The 14,241-nt window shown below is 66.2% G+C and carries 15 protein-coding genes; 5 read left to right on the forward strand and 10 right to left on the reverse strand.

Annotated features, from left to right (window positions below; all coding sequences use genetic code 11):
* Nucleotides 1-83: 83 nt before the first annotated feature.
* Together glyA and LGY53_RS03640 are read right to left on the reverse strand one after the other, a co-directional pair.
* Nucleotides 84-1,379 carry a serine hydroxymethyltransferase gene (gene glyA, locus LGY53_RS03635; RefSeq protein WP_225725180.1) on the reverse strand — a complete coding sequence of 432 codons (1,296 nt, stop codon included), beginning with the start codon at nt 1,377-1,379 and terminating at the stop codon, nt 84-86.
* Complete coding sequence (locus tag LGY53_RS03640) at nt 1,376-1,996, reverse strand: TetR/AcrR family transcriptional regulator (RefSeq protein ID WP_225725181.1); 621 nt, start codon at nt 1,994-1,996, stop codon at nt 1,376-1,378. Before LGY53_RS03640 ends, glyA begins: the two co-directional genes overlap by 4 nt.
* 98 nt (nt 1,997-2,094) lie before the next feature.
* On the opposite strand from LGY53_RS03640, the gene LGY53_RS03645 reads away from it, so the two are divergent.
* Nucleotides 2,095-2,550 carry a PaaI family thioesterase gene (locus LGY53_RS03645; RefSeq protein ID WP_225725182.1) on the forward strand — a complete coding sequence of 152 codons (456 nt, stop codon included), beginning with the start codon at nt 2,095-2,097 and terminating at the stop codon, nt 2,548-2,550.
* A gap of 292 nt (nt 2,551-2,842) precedes the next feature.
* Here LGY53_RS03645 and LGY53_RS03650 read toward each other — a convergent pair whose 3' ends face one another.
* A complete protein-coding gene (locus tag LGY53_RS03650) occupies nt 2,843-4,039 on the reverse strand; it encodes a DUF885 domain-containing protein (protein WP_225725183.1) in 1,197 nt (398 codons plus the stop codon).
* A 230-nt stretch (nt 4,040-4,269) separates the two neighbouring features.
* On the opposite strand from LGY53_RS03650, the gene coaA reads away from it, so the two are divergent.
* Nucleotides 4,270-5,193: a type I pantothenate kinase gene (gene coaA, locus LGY53_RS03655; protein ID WP_225725184.1), complete on the forward strand. Its 924-nt coding sequence runs from the start codon at nt 4,270-4,272 to the stop codon at nt 5,191-5,193.
* Nucleotides 5,194-5,207: 14 nt separating this feature from the next.
* Here the strand turns inward: coaA and LGY53_RS03660 are convergent, their stop codons facing one another.
* Together LGY53_RS03660 and LGY53_RS03665 are read right to left on the reverse strand one after the other, a co-directional pair.
* Complete coding sequence (locus LGY53_RS03660) at nt 5,208-5,777, reverse strand: hypothetical protein (RefSeq protein ID WP_225725185.1); 570 nt, start codon at nt 5,775-5,777, stop codon at nt 5,208-5,210.
* Between the two features lie 29 nt (nt 5,778-5,806).
* On the reverse strand, nt 5,807-6,598 hold the full coding sequence (locus LGY53_RS03665; RefSeq protein WP_167477751.1) for an isoprenyl transferase: 792 nt from the start codon (nt 6,596-6,598) through the stop codon (nt 5,807-5,809).
* Nucleotides 6,599-6,791: 193 nt separating this feature from the next.
* Between LGY53_RS03665 and LGY53_RS03670 the strand changes: the two genes are divergently transcribed.
* Both LGY53_RS03670 and LGY53_RS03675 read left to right on the forward strand, forming a co-directional pair.
* Complete coding sequence (locus LGY53_RS03670; RefSeq protein ID WP_225725681.1) at nt 6,792-7,415, forward strand: hemolysin III family protein; 624 nt, start codon at nt 6,792-6,794, stop codon at nt 7,413-7,415.
* Nucleotides 7,416-7,508: 93 nt separating this feature from the next.
* Nucleotides 7,509-9,086: an adenylate/guanylate cyclase domain-containing protein gene (locus LGY53_RS03675; RefSeq protein ID WP_225725186.1), complete on the forward strand. Its 1,578-nt coding sequence runs from the start codon at nt 7,509-7,511 to the stop codon at nt 9,084-9,086.
* Between the two features lie 40 nt (nt 9,087-9,126).
* Here the strand turns inward: LGY53_RS03675 and LGY53_RS03680 are convergent, their stop codons facing one another.
* The 5 genes from LGY53_RS03680 to LGY53_RS44040 form a co-directional block, all read right to left on the reverse strand.
* The gene (locus LGY53_RS03680) at nt 9,127-9,651 is read right to left on the reverse strand and encodes an ATPase (RefSeq protein ID WP_225725187.1); all 525 of its coding nucleotides are present in this window, start codon (nt 9,649-9,651) and stop codon (nt 9,127-9,129) included.
* 70 nt (nt 9,652-9,721) lie between these two features.
* On the reverse strand, nt 9,722-10,156 hold the full coding sequence (locus LGY53_RS03685) for an NUDIX domain-containing protein (protein WP_225725188.1): 435 nt from the start codon (nt 10,154-10,156) through the stop codon (nt 9,722-9,724).
* Nucleotides 10,157-10,165: 9 nt separating this feature from the next.
* Nucleotides 10,166-10,597 carry a DUF4345 domain-containing protein gene (locus LGY53_RS03690; RefSeq protein WP_225725189.1) on the reverse strand — a complete coding sequence of 144 codons (432 nt, stop codon included), beginning with the start codon at nt 10,595-10,597 and terminating at the stop codon, nt 10,166-10,168.
* Nucleotides 10,594-11,439, reverse strand: a complete 846-nt coding sequence (locus LGY53_RS03695) for a sterol desaturase family protein (protein WP_225725190.1) — start codon at nt 11,437-11,439, stop codon at nt 10,594-10,596. Before LGY53_RS03695 ends, LGY53_RS03690 begins: the two co-directional genes overlap by 4 nt.
* 6 nt (nt 11,440-11,445) lie before the next feature.
* On the reverse strand, nt 11,446-12,159 hold the full coding sequence (locus LGY53_RS44040; protein ID WP_225725191.1) for a FadR/GntR family transcriptional regulator: 714 nt from the start codon (nt 12,157-12,159) through the stop codon (nt 11,446-11,448).
* 100 nt (nt 12,160-12,259) lie between these two features.
* Between LGY53_RS44040 and LGY53_RS03705 the strand changes: the two genes are divergently transcribed.
* Nucleotides 12,260-14,203 (forward strand): YhgE/Pip domain-containing protein, encoded by a 1,944-nt coding sequence (locus tag LGY53_RS03705; RefSeq protein ID WP_225725192.1) that lies wholly within the window; start codon nt 12,260-12,262, stop codon nt 14,201-14,203.
* Nucleotides 14,204-14,241 lie beyond the last annotated feature (38 nt).

The raw sequence follows: 14,241 nt of genomic DNA on the forward strand, positions 1-14,241 counted from the left end.
ATTGTTTGCACACCTAACGGGAAATCCGCTACTGGTGTTACAAGTAAGCCCAGCTGTGAAGGCGTCCTGAACAGGGATGAAGCTCAGCCGAGCAGGCGCCAATCCTCCAGGCCCTGGTACAGCGGCACGCTCTGGGCCAATTTGGTGACCCGGGCCCGCAGGCTCTCCACATCCGAAGTCCCCGCCAGCGCGGACGCGATGATGTCGGACACCTCGGTGAATTCGGCGTCGCCGAAACCGCGGGTGGCCAGCGCGGCGGTGCCGATGCGCAGGCCGGAGGTGACCATCGGCGGCCGGGGATCGAACGGAACGGCGTTGCGGTTCACGGTGATTCCGATTTCGTGCAGCAGATCCTCGCCCTGCTGGCCGTCGAGTGCGGAATTGCGCAGGTCGACCAGCACGAGGTGCACGTCGGTGCCGCCGGTGAGCACGCTGATGCCCTTGTCCTTGACGTCGGCCGCGGTGAGCCGGTCGGCCAGGATCTTCGCGCCCGACAGCGTGCGCTCCTGCCGGTCGCGGAATTCCGCGCCTGCCGCGATCTTGAACGCCACCGCCTTCGCCGCGATCGCGTGCATCAGCGGGCCGCCCTGCTGACCCGGGAACACCGAGCTGTTGAGCTTCTTGGCGAATTCCTGCTTGGCCAGGATCAGGCCCGAACGCGGACCGCCCAGCGTCTTGTGCACGGTGGAGGACACCACGTCGGCGTGCGGCACCGGCGACGGGTGCAGCCCGGCCGCGACCAGCCCGGCGAAGTGCGCCATATCCACCCACAGGTAGGCGCCGACCTCGTCGGCGATCTCCCGGAACGCCGCGAAGTCCTGATGCCTCGGGTAGGCCGACCAGCCCGCGACGATCACCTTCGGCTTGGCGCCGATGGCGATCTTGCGCACCTCGTCCATATCGATGCGGTGGTCTTCCTTGCTGACCCCGTACGAATGCACCTCGTAGAGCTTGCCGGAGAAGTTCAGCCGCATGCCGTGGGTGAGGTGACCGCCGTGCGCGAGGTCGAGGCCGAGCAGTTTGTCGCCCGGTTCCATCAGCGCCATCAGCACCGCGGCATTGGCCTGCGCGCCGGAATGCGGCTGCACATTGGCGAATTCGGCGCCGAAGAGCTCCTTGGCCCGGTCCCGCGCGAGGGTTTCGACGACGTCGACGTGCTCGCAGCCGCCGTAGTAGCGCCGCCCCGGATAGCCCTCGGCGTACTTGTTGGTGAGCACGCTGCCCTGCGCCTGCAACACCGCGCGCGGCACGAAGTTCTCCGAGGCGATCATCTCGAGCGTGTCGCGTTCCCTGGCGAGCTCGCCTGCCATCGCGGCAGCGAGTTCGGGATCGAGCTCACCGAGGGACTGAGTATTGACAGAGGCGGTCGTCTGCGTCACCGCCCCAGTCTATGGGCCTCGTCAGCACCGGTGAGCACGGGGTTCACCGGCGTGGCGGGGCGGACCTGCGCCAACAGCGCGGTCAGCTGCGTTTCCACGGCGTCGAGCGGTTCGGTGGACTTCAGCGCACGCGCCTGCACGATCGCACCCTCCAGCGCACTGATCGCGAAACTCGCGTACGAGCGGGCCTGCTCGGCCGGAATTCCCTGATCCGCCAGCGCTTTCGCAATCCTGCCTGTCCATTCGGTGAAGGCGGCGGCAGCGGCCGCCTGCACCTCGGGCTCCGATTCGGCAAGCGCCGCACCGACAATCGGGCAGCCCGCGCCGAAGGCGCTGCGCTCCAGGTTCTTTCGCCACCAGCCGACGAGCGCGGCGGGCCACTGTCGCGGCGCGCCCGCGGCGGTGATCCGGTCGAGCAGCGCGCTCATCCGCGCGCCCGCGACCTCGGTGGCCGCCACCATCAGCTCGCCCTTGCCGGACGGGAAGTGCTGATACAGCGAGTTGCGCGAGGCGTTGCCGCGCTCGAGCAGCGCGGCGAGGCCCGCGCCGTGCACGCCCTGTTCGCGCACCAGCTCGATGGCGCTCTCGATCAGCCTGGTGCGGGGACCGGCGTTCATTTCCGATCTTCTCCTCACAGAAGGTTGCGTGGACCGATCGGTCCATGTTGCAATCATGACAGATATGGACCGATCGGTTCATCGAAAGGACGGAATTCATGGCCTCGCCCGAGCTCGACCTCAGCAAGCTGACCGGCCTCGAACTGCTCCGGCTCGGCATGACCACGCCGGACCGCCCGCCGTTCATCGGCGATCTCCTCGGCATGGAGGTCGAATCCCTCGAGTACGGCGAGGCCGTCTTCGCGCTGCGCACCCGCCCGGAATTCGCCAACCCGCTCGGCACGACGCACGGCGGCATCTGCGCAACCCTGCTCGATTCGGCGATGGGCTGCGCGGTGCACACCACCCTCGACGCGGGCGTCGGCTACACGACGCTCGAGCTGAAGGTCAACTACATCCGCGCCGTGCCCACCGACGGACAGCGCCTCACCGCCACCGGCTCCACCATCCACGTCGGCCGCACCACCGCCACCGCCGAGGGCCGCGTGGTCGACGCCGCCGGCCGGCTGATCGCACACGGCACCACCACCTGCGTCATCCTCGGAAACCGTTGAACCCCAAGGACCCCCGAATCCCGCCGACATCGATCCCCGGGGCGTGACAAATGTAACGAAACGGTGGCTTGCTACCGGTTTCATCGATGTCATTGTCCGAGTTGACATCAGAGGAGAGACCGTGTTCCTGGTTTCGTTGCCCACCAACCCCATCGAGGCGCTGCTGCGACAGCTATCGCAGATCGCCTGTTCCATCTCCTCCGGGCAGAGCTGCCCGGTCATCCTGTAGCGCGGGCATTTCCGGGCCCGGCCTGAGAAAACCCCTGGGCCGGGCCGGAATTCGCCGCCGTCTTCACATCGCGCGGATCGCGCCGGGCGTCAGTGGCTCATCGAGCAGCCTGCGGAACCGGTCGGCGCGGTCGTCGGCATCGGGGGCCCGATCGAGCCAGCCGCCGAGCAGCCGGTAGCCCTCGACGTAGGTGCTGATGTATGCCCGCCACAGCGGCGAGGACAGGAAGCGCAGCGACTGCCTGGCCCGCTCCGGTGTCACCAGACCCCAGCGCTGCAGGAATTCGGCCACCTCGTCGGCCGTTTTGCCGCGGTCGTGCAGCAGCAGCGCGGCATCCTGGCGCACGCTCAGCAGATTCGCCGAGGCGTTCGAAAGTCGTTCCGCCCGTTCACCGTCGAAGCGCAGCCCGAGGTCGGCGTAGATCTCCTGCGCCCACTTGCCCCACCCGGGTCCGACGATCGAGCGCAGCGCTAGATCGGCCAACCCCTCCGCCATCAGGCATTGCGGCGTGTTCACCAGGAAAATCGTCTGCTCGGCCTGCCCGGCGGCGACCAGCCCGGCCTCCTTGCGGCAGTGCTCGGTGTGGTGGCCCGGATACGACTCGTGCGCGATCAGCAGCGGCAGATGGGCCATGTGCTGCTTGAGATCCGAGTTGATTGCGACTCGGGAGTGATAGTTGCCCAGGTAGTAGTTGAAGCCGGACCACGGCTTGTCGCCGACGACCTCATAGCTGACGTGCTCGTGATCGGGCAGCGGATACCTGTCCCTGACCAGTTCGCGCAGCGCGCCGGAGAACGCCTCGACGCAGGCCGTAAGCCGCTCCGGCGGAATCTCGTCCGCCCGGCGATGCGCGGCCACCCGCTCGGCCAGCGGGCCGGCACCGGCCAACACCTCGTCCATCTGCCGATGCGCCTCGCGGTAGTCGGCGACATCGCCCGGTGCGATCTCGACATCGAAATAGGCGCGCACCTCGTCGACGAAACCGATCTCGTCCCCGGCGAATTTGCGCGCCGAACACTCCAGCGCACCCAGGTGCACGTCCAGGAATTCGGTGCGTTCGGCGGTCAGGCCCGCGTCGGGCAGCATGGTCCGCAGTTCGGCGGCGCGCTTGGCCAGATCCCTCGGCTCGGGCGCGGGCGAGTTCGCCACCGCTCTGCGCAGTTCGGGATCGCCGGTGTACGCATCGACGAAACCTTCCTCCAACCGGTCGAAAGCCAATCCGAGCCGCAGGTACTCGGTGACGAGCGGGTGCGCATCCATTGCGCCGACATTAGCGGGTTGCGGCCGAGCGTGACCTGACCGTCCCGTCAGCATCCCATCGGTTACCACCCGGTATCGGCACCCCGCGTTTCACACGATCATGGGGCAGAGCAGAATTCAGCTATGCGGCCTCAGTTGGACCGAATCGCGCACCCGGCATGCGGACTATGTTCGTGTTTGATTTCGGGGAGTGTCGGGTAAGTGGCACGGATGAGCAGCGAGGCGGTGGCATGAGCGAGCCGAGCCCCTATGTCGAATTCGATCGTAAAAAGTGGCGAACACTCCGCAAGTCGACTCCGCTGGTGCTCACCGAGGAAGAACTGATCGGACTGCGCGGTCTCGGCGAACAGATAGATCTCGAAGAAGTGGCCGAGGTCTATCTTCCGCTCGCCAGGTTGATCCACCTCCAGGTGGCCGCGCGACAACGGCTTTTCGCGGCCACCGCGACCTTCCTCGGTGAACAGCATCCGGATCGTCAGGTGCCGTTCGTGATCGGGGTCGCGGGCAGCGTCGCGGTCGGAAAATCCACCACCGCGCGTGTGCTGCAGGCGTTGTTGGCGCGTTGGGACCACCATCCGCGTGTGGATTTGGTCACAACCGACGGATTCCTGTATCCCACCGCGGAGCTGACCCGGCGCGGCATCATGCAGCGCAAGGGTTTTCCGGAAAGTTACGACCGGCGCAAGTTGCTGCGATTCGTCACCGAGGTGAAAGCCGGTGCGCCGGAAGTATGCGCGCCGGTGTATTCCCATATCTCCTACGACATCGTGCCGGACAAGCAGCACTGTGTGCGCCAGCCCGACATTCTCATCGTCGAGGGTCTGAATGTGCTGCAGACCGGGCCGCGGCTGATGGTCTCGGATCTGTTCGACTTCTCCATCTACGTCGACGCGCGCATCGAGGATATCGAAAACTGGTATGTGCAAAGGTTTTTGGCGCTACGCGCCACGGCCTTCGCCGACCCGGCCGCGCACTTCCACGACTACTCGCTGTTCACCGATGACCAGGCGACGGCGGAGGCCCGCAAGATCTGGAACAACATCAACCGCCCCAACCTGGTCGAGAACATCCTGCCGACCCGGCCGCGCGCCACCCTGGTGCTGCGCAAGGACGCCGACCACAGCATCAACCGGATTCGGCTGCGCAAGCTCTGATTTCGCCGGCGCGGCTACAACTTCCACGCCGCGTCCAGCCGGGCCGCGACATCGATATCGCGGGCGGCGGCAATATGCGGCTTGCGGATTTCTCTGGCGATGTAGCGCGCGATGAATCGCCGGATTTCCTGGTCGACGCTGGCGAGGATGCGCAGCAGTTGACCGCGAATGGTATCGGTGGCCACATTGATCCGGACGTCACCCGGCCGCGGTTCGGCGATATCGATGATTACCCGCAGCGGTTCCGCGGTGCGGGCGGTGAGCCGCAGATGAATGGTGCCGTCCACCCGGAAACGATGACGGTCTATGGCCAAATCTATGAGCATGTTCACATCGAGCGGGATGAACAGGTCGAAGGAAATCAACTCGTCGATGTGGCGGCGCACGCGCGGCTGTCCGAGTCGCACCTCGGCACTGGCCTTGGCGAGCCGGGCGGGCCCGACGCCGATGGGTCCGAAATCGAATGCGGTGCCGGTCAATTGGGCGAAGGCGCCGAGAATGCGCTCCTCCGATGCCGCATATTCCAGGAAACGCCTGCCGAATTCCTCGTAGCTGAGGTAGTCCGGCGTCGAGTTCTCCTCCACCAACCGGACGGTACGCGATGTTCTACGGTTCAGAGCCCGAATCGGCGATGCCGGGCCGCGTAGTCGCGTAGCGCGCGCAGGAAATCCACCCGGCGGAATTCGGGCCAATATGCCTCGGTGAACCATATTTCCGAGTATGCGCTCTGCCAGAGCAGAAAGCCCGAAAGTCGCTGCTCGCCGGAGGTTCTGATGACCAAATCGGGATCCGGCTGACCCGAGGTGTACAAATGCTGGCCGATCGCGTTGACGGTGACCGACTGCACCAGATCCTCGCCGGTCTCACCCGCGGCAATCTCCTGGCGCAGTAGCGACCGCACCGCGTCGGCGATCTCCTGCCGGCCGCCGTAGCCGACCGCGATATTGACGTGCACGCCGTTCTCCCGACCCTCGGTGCGCTCGGCCGCGGTGCGCATGCGTTTGGCGATGAGCTCGGGAAATCCGTCCAGCGATCCGACGATGCGGACGCTCCAATTCTGTTCCGGCGCGGACAGTTCCTCGACCACGTCGGTGATGACCTCGAAAACCGTCTCCAGCTCGTCCGGATCGCGCTCCAGGTTCTCGGTCGAAAGCAGATACACGGTGACCAGCTCGATGCCCTCGGCCTCACACCAGCTGACCAGCTCGGCCACCTTCAGCGCGCCGACCCGGTGGCCGTGACTGATATCGGTGAAGCCGTTTTCCCGCGCCCAGCGGCGGTTACCGTCACAGATCACCGCGACGTGCCGGGGATGTTGTTTGCCCGCCAACTGCTTGGACAGCCGGGCCTCGTAGAGGCGGTATGGCAGCAAACGAACCGGGTTGGGAAGCTCCACGGCGACCAACCCTACGCCCCGAGCGCCGGATACCGGCACCGACCGGGATTCACCGGTACAGTGATCAGGAGTAAACCTACGGTACCGTAGGTTACTGCTGGGTTGTCTTGGGAGGTTACTCGTGCCCGAATCGGTCGGCGCCGCGGACGCGGCCCTCTTCGGTCATCCGGCCGAAGCGCTGGTCGCGGCGGTGAAGCCGCGTATGCGCGGGTGGATACACACCTGGGCCGTCGGCATCGCCGCGATCGCGGTGATCGTGCTGATCGCCACCGCGAGCACCATATCCAAGACGGCGGGCTGGTCCACCCTCCTCTACGGTCTCACGGTCTGCGCGCTGTTCGGCATCAGCGCCGTCTACCACCGGGTGACCTGGCGGACCGTCGCGGCGCGAGTCCGCATGAAACGGGCCGATCATTCAATGATTTTCGTGTTCATCGCGGGCAGCTACACGCCGTTCGCGCTGCTCGGGCTGCCGGGGCGCACGGGACAAACGCTCTTGGCGGTGGTTTGGGCGGGCGCGCTGGCCGGCGTCGCGCTGAAGCTGCTCCGGCCGAGCGCACCGCGCTGGGTAGGGGTTCCGCTGTACCTGTTGCTCGGCTGGGCCGTCGTGCCGGTGGCCGGACAGCTGCTGCACAACGTCGGCGTGGTGCCGCTGGTACTGCTCGTCGTCGGCGGGCTGATGTACAGCGTCGGCGCGATCCTGTACGCCACCAAATGGCCAAACCCGTGGCCCGCCGTCTTCGGCCATCACGAATTCTTCCACGCCGCAACGGTTGTCGCCGCGCTGTGCCATTACGGTGCGGTCTGGTGGATCGTCCTGCCCTGAACTCGGGCCGACCGGTCACCCCACTTCGGCGCCCGCGCAATAAAGTCGAGGCGTGCTCCCCTTCGGCGGCCGACCGGCACGAACCATAACCGGATGTTGTTCGTGATCGAGTGGACGAACATCCGGATCACCCGGCTCATCGTCTGGGCGCTGCGCGCGCGGATCGGGCTGGCAGCGGTGGTGATCACCGCGAACGTCGGCGGCCTCGGGGTGATCGTCATCCAGCTGTGGCTCAACGGGTTCCTCGGCAGGCTCGGGCCGGACTGGTTGCGCGCCATGACCTTCGTCGGCATCTACCCGGTGGTCGGCTTCCTCGTCGGCGTCTGGTTGGCCGTGCGCGACCGCACCAGCTATTTCGGTTGGCTGGACGCGGGCCGCAAACCCGACCCTGAGGAAGCTCGCCGCCTGCTGCGGTTGCCGCTCGCCATCACCATCAGGGCGCTCGCGCTCTGGTTGCCCGGCGTGATCGTCGCGTCCGCGATCTTCGCGCATCTGAGCACCGACAACGATCCGGCGGTCACTACCGCGCTGTTCACCCTCGGCGGGCTGGAATCGGCCGCGCTCACCTTCCTGATCGTCGACCGGCTGATCCGCCCGACCATCCCGGTGGTCGCCGGGGTGCTCGGCGCGACCATGCACTGGAGTTCGTCGGTGCTGGCGCGGGTGGTCCTCACCTGGGCGGTGTCGGGGGCGATGCCGTTGCTCATGCTGATCGTGGTGCTCGCGGATCCGGCGGCCCGCGCGTCCGACCGGATTCGGGCCGCGATCTACCTGGCCGCCGTCGGCATCTCGGTCGGCGCGCTCGCCACCGCGTTCCTGGCCCGCGCGGTGGCCGCGCCGATGCGCACGCTGCGCCGGGCGCTGGACCGGATCACCAAGGGCGAGTTGGATGTTCGGGTGCCGGTCGGCAGCGCGAGCGAGGTCGGGCGGCTGGAGAATTCGGTCAACGAGCTCGCCGCGAACCTGCGCGAACGGGAGCGGATGCGCGATGTGTTCGGCCGCCACGTCGGGGCCGAGGTGGCCGAGCGGGCGCTCGCGGGCGGGCTGGACCTGACCGGTGACGTGCGGGTGGTTTCGGCGCTGTTCGTCGACGTCACCGGGTCGGTCGCGCTCTCGACCGGGCTGCCGCCACAGGAGTTCGTCGCCAAACTCAACCGCCTGCTCGCGATCGTCGTCGCGGCGACCGAGGAGAACAACGGGCTGGTCAACAAGTTCGAGGGCGATGCGGCGCTGTGTATCTTCGGCGCGCCGATCGCCTTGCGGGACAACGCGACTCCCGCGCTGCGGGCCGCCCGGCGGATCCGCGACGAGGTGGTGGCCATCGGCGAACTCGATATCGGGATCGGGGTGGCCCGCGGGCGGGTCTTCGCCGGTGACGTCGGCAGCGACACGCGGCTGGAGTACACGGTGATCGGCGACGCGGTGAACGAGGCGGCCCGGCTCACCGCCGAGGCCAAGGAGGTGCCGCGGCGAATCCTGGTGAGCCAGGCGGTAATCGATGCGGCCGCGCCGCACGAACGGGTGAAATGGGAGCTGTACCGGACGATTCCGCTGCGCGGTATGCCGGTGCCGACGCAATGCTGGACCGATGTGGACGGGGCTGCCCGGTCGGCGATCGATCCGGTCGAAACCCGTACCACCACAGCGCAATCAACCGACTCGCCGCATTGATACCGCCGCGCTGTGCACACTCGTGCCATCGGGGAACCGATTACGGCAGCCAGCCGGACCGGCTGATCACATCGGCCGCGATCTCGGCGACCGTGCGGCCGTCGGTCACGACCCGATGCGCCCGCTCCGGCGCGGACGTAGCCAACCGGCGGGCCATCGCCGCGCCGCGCTCGACATGCTCCTCGAAGGCGGTGCCGATTTCGCGCTGCGCCAAGCGTTTTCGAGCGGTTTCGTCGGTGCAGGTCAGCAGGATCGCGGTGATCTGCGGACGGTCGCCCATCGCGGCCGCCAATTGCTCTGTGACATCGGCGAATACGCTCGCGGTGTTCGTGTAGACCATTCGCCGGTAGCCGAGCGCCCGGTAGTTGGCCCACATCGCGGCCAGATTCCGTTCCGCCAGACCGTATTTCCCGGGATCCGGATACGCCAGGTCGAGGTTGTCGCCCTCGATCAGGCAGTGCCGAACGCCCGCGGCCGAAAGTCGCACGTGAATTTCGACGCCAACGCTGCTCTTGCCGACACCCGACCGGCCGCCGATCAACAATGCCCTGCTGGGTTCGGTCATCGCACCACTGTGCCGCACCAGGAGCGACGCGAGCCATCGAATATTCGTCCGAGGCGGGCCGCCGAGTGTGTCAACTCCAACCCGCGAGCCCGAAATGTGCACCGCCGCGGTACAGGCCGATACCGGCGACGGTGTACGGCTCGGTGTCGGCGGGCAGGTCGTCGAGCGGGAACCAGCCGAGCTCCGAACACTTCTCGAGCTCCCGGTTGTACGGCTCGCCGGGCCAGCTCTCGGCGCGAAAGACGAATCCGACCCGCCCCCGCCCGCTCGCCGAGCGATAGTGCAGCGCCGTCACCATGCGAATATCGTTGCGGGACAATACGATTCCGATCTCTTCGAACGCCTCGCGCAGGACTGCGGCGACCACATCCTCACCGTCCTCCAGCTTCCCCGACGGCATATTCCACATGCCGTCGGCATAACCGGTGTTCCTGCGCCGCGCCAGCAGCACCAGATCGCCTCGGGTGAGCAGGAGGAATACGTCTACCGGGCTCGTATAGGGCACGCCGAGACCTTAGTGGCCCCGCGCTTCACCGAAAGCCAGCGGTGTCCGGCGCGTATGGTGCAGCAGCAGACAGCTGATGGCGGTGGCCGTGGTCTCGATGGCCGACAGCAGCAGCGTGCCTGTCGGCGGAATACCGTCGACGGCGATGCCGACCAGGCGACCGAGGACCAATCCACCACACACCACCGCGACGAGCGACAGTGCGTGTGGGCGGGCGGGCGGCCAGAGGGCACCGAGTCCGAGGAATGCTGCGATGGTCAGGTGCATTCCGCCGTAGTTGGCGCGGATTTCGCTCAGTCCGGCGGTCGTCGTGGTGGTGAGGCCACCCCCGGCTGCCATCGCGGCAGGGCGGAGCATTGAATTGATACCGATCAGCAGGAATGCGGTGGCGGCGACCAGAAGAAATATTCGGGCGAGCCGGGAGGTACGGGTGTCGGTCACCGGTTCTCCGAACTCGAAACCGTCGGGCTCCATCCCGGGCCGCGAAATATATAGCCGAACGCATCGCCCCAACTGCGGCTGGATCGGAGGTCCCGGCCGATCGCGGCGAATTCGTGGGTAGCCACGCGCAGCGGGTTCTCGGTGTGGATGTTCTTGGTCAGGCCGTAGGTCACGCGTTCACGCTCGGGCTCGAAGGTGCCGAACAACCGGTCCCAGATGATGAGGATGCCGCCGTAGTTCTTGTCCAGGTACCGCGAGTTCGAACCATGGTGCACACGATGGTGCGAGGGCGTGTTCATGACGAATTCGATAGGGCGCCACAGCTTTCCGATTCGCTCGGTATGGATGAAGAATTGATAGAGCAGGCTGATCGACCCCTGCAATCCGATCATCCAGGGCGCGAAGCCCATCAGCGCCAATGGTGCCGTGAACGGCAGCGCCGTGAATGGTGTCCAGGTCTGTCGAAGTGCGGTGGACAGGTTGTACCGCATGCTCGAATGATGCACGACATGCGAGGCCCAGAACACCCGGATCGTGTGATGGGTGCGGTGATACCAGTAGTACGCCAATTCATCGGCCACAAATATCGCGACCCAGGTCAGCGGATTACTCGCGGGCAGATGCACCGGTGCGATCAGATACAGGCCCGCATAGGTGGTGACCACCACCGCACCCCATCCGATGCCGATCAGCACATTGCCGATGCCCATGGTGAGGCTGGTGCGGGTGTCGCGTGGTTCGTAGCCGAGTTCGTCGTCATCCGGCAGGAAATGATACGAAAGCATCTCCAGAACCATGACGACAACGAATACAGGAATCGCGGCCTGGATCAGGTCGAACATGATGGATCATTCTCCGCGGGCAGCTGATTCGAATCTGGTGACGAAGTCCGTGAGCAACCGATCGGCATAACTGCGGGCCTTTTCCGCGTCACGGTCGGCGATTATCTCCGCGAGCGCCATGCGGCTGGCTCGGTCGGTGAACTCGTTCACGGGCCACTCCGTCACCACGGGCAAGTTGATCGCACTGAAAGCGCTGATCAGTGAATTGTGTGCGAGCCGGTAGACGATGTTCCCGGTTCCTTCGATCACCGCGATCCAGAACCGGGTGTCGGCGAGCGCGAAATCCACGGCCGTGCCCTGCTCGGGGTAGGCACGCGCCGCCGCCATGACATCTTCGAGTTGCTCGTCGGACGCATTGACAGCGCATTGGCGCGCCGCGTCGGCGCCGATCGAGCGCTGCATGACGACGACGTCCCGCAGCAGCTCGAGCGGTGGCACGACACCCGCGGCCACCACCGCACTCAAGGTGTCGAGGCCGGCATTTTCGCGCCAGTCCGAGACACGCGTCCGACCGCCCTGACTGATCTGGATCAGACCCGTTTGCCGAATACGTTTGAGCGCCTCGCGAATCGCGTGCCGATTCACCTGAAACGACAGGGACAGTTCGCGTTCGGACGGTAGCGAATCGCCCGGGGCGATGCGTCCGCTGAGGATTTCCTCGACGATCCGGGTGTAGACGACGTCGGAGACCGCCGTCCGAGTGATGGGTGCGATGTCCACGACGCCAAGTTAGGCGTCAAACCAGTTGAATGTCAACTGGTTTGACCAGTTGACATTCATCGGCTACTTTCCTGGTCACCTCCGATCGGAAAGCACGGCTATGACGCTTACCCGGCCATCACGAATCCTCAACGGTCACCATCGTTTTCGTCGTCTCCGATCGGCTCCGCCGACCGAGGTGTCCCGGTGGCATCGGACCCGGGCCGCGCGAATGTTCCTTGCGGTGGTAGTCACCACACCGCTCGTGGCGCTTGCGCTGTACATGTGGACGATGTGGAATCCCACCGACACCCTGAACCGGATGCCGGTGGCGCTGGTCGATCTCGATCAACCCGCTCAGCAGGGCTCGACCACCTTCACCGCCGGGGCCGACGTCACCCGAAATCTGTTGGCCTCGCATGCATTGGACTTTCACGTCGTCGACCACGACGAGGCTATGACGGGCATATCCTCGGGCCGCTATTACTTCGCAGTCGAGATCCCCGCAGACTTCAGCCGGACGCTGGCCAGCATCGGCACCACGTCGACGGCGCCCGCACTGATCACCGTCACCTACAACGATCGCACCACGCTCATGGCCTCGAATATCGGGGCACGGGCCATGTCGGCCATCAACTCCGCCGTACTCGAGGGCATCGCGACCCGGACCGTGGGGACCTTGCTGTCGGGGCTGGACGGACTCGGCGCTGGAATCCGCACGGCCGCAGGCGGATCCACCCAGCTGCACGATGGGCTGAGCCAATTGGCCACCGGCGCGGACACTCTCGCCGAAGGAGTCCGCACCCAACTCGCACCGGGTGTAGCCGAAGCCGTCGCCGGTGGAGATCAGCTCGCCGCCGGAGCAGCCACGCTCGCCGCCGGCCTGAGCGGATTGCAAACAGGCACAGATCAACTCGGTGCCGGTGCGCAGCGGGTCGCGGCCGGCACGGACCAACTCGTCAACGCGGTGGATGCCACCGGACTCGCGAAGACCCTCAACGACCTCGCCGGACAGCTACCGTCCGGCACACTCGATCAGATCACCGCCCTGCTGAACGGGTTACGGCAGCTGCGGGCAGGCAGCCATCAAATCGCCGACCAGCTCACCGATCCCAAGGCCACCTATCGCAGTGGCCTCGACCAACTCGTCACCGGCGGCGGCCAGGTCAGCGACGGCGCGAACCGCCTGGCCACTGGCCTACACCAATTGGATACCGGCACCGGCAGTCTCGCCGCGGGCGCACTGCTGCTCCAACAAGGCCTGCACACCGCCGACGCCTCAGCCGGACAGTTGACCGACGGCCTGTCATCCGGCGCCGAGCAGATGGGCAACCTCGGCGACGCACAACGTCGAACCAGCCTGGCGCAACTGCTATCGACCCCGATCGGTACCACGGCGCACAACATCGCCCCCGCCCCCGGTGGTGGGCCCGGCGCGGCACCCATGCTGATGGTCCTGATCACCGCGCTGGTCCCGGTCATCGTGCTCATGTGCATGCGCGCACACCGCTTCATCGCAGCCGATGAACCCGCACCCCCGCTGGCGGTAGCCGCCCGCCGCACCGCGGTCGCCGGTATCGCGAGCCTGGCCGTTGTCGCCGTGCTGGGCACCGTCGTGTGGCACGCGCTGTCACCGGCACCGGCAATCGCCTCGACACCGCACCTGGTCATCGCCATCACCGCCGCGACCATCATGAACACCACGCTCGCATCGCTGCTGTTCACCGTCCTCGGCTATACCGCGGGTGTCGTCGGATCCCTTGCGGCACTTATGCTTCAGATCTTCTCCTACGGCGGCGTGTGGATGATCGAGACCCTGCCCGCACCACTGCGCTGGCTGCATCCGATCGCACCGATGACCTATACCCAGCACGCTCTCGTCCAATCCTTCGACACAGTGCCGGGTTTCAGCATCTCCCTGCTCGTCATCGTCCTGATAACCGTTGCCGCCGCGACAGCCAACGCCTTGGCTTACCGATGCGGCCGGACCCACTGGCCGCGAGTGATCCGCACCCGGACAGCCGAGGCCATAGTCTGCAGCGAATCCGAAACCGTAGGGCTCTGACGCCCAGTGCCGGCCGGGCTGCTTCCCCGGCCTGTCCC

This window comes from Nocardia sp. JCM 34519.1, assembly GCF_020361265.1.
Classification (GTDB): domain Bacteria; phylum Actinomycetota; class Actinomycetes; order Mycobacteriales; family Mycobacteriaceae; genus Nocardia; species Nocardia arthritidis_A.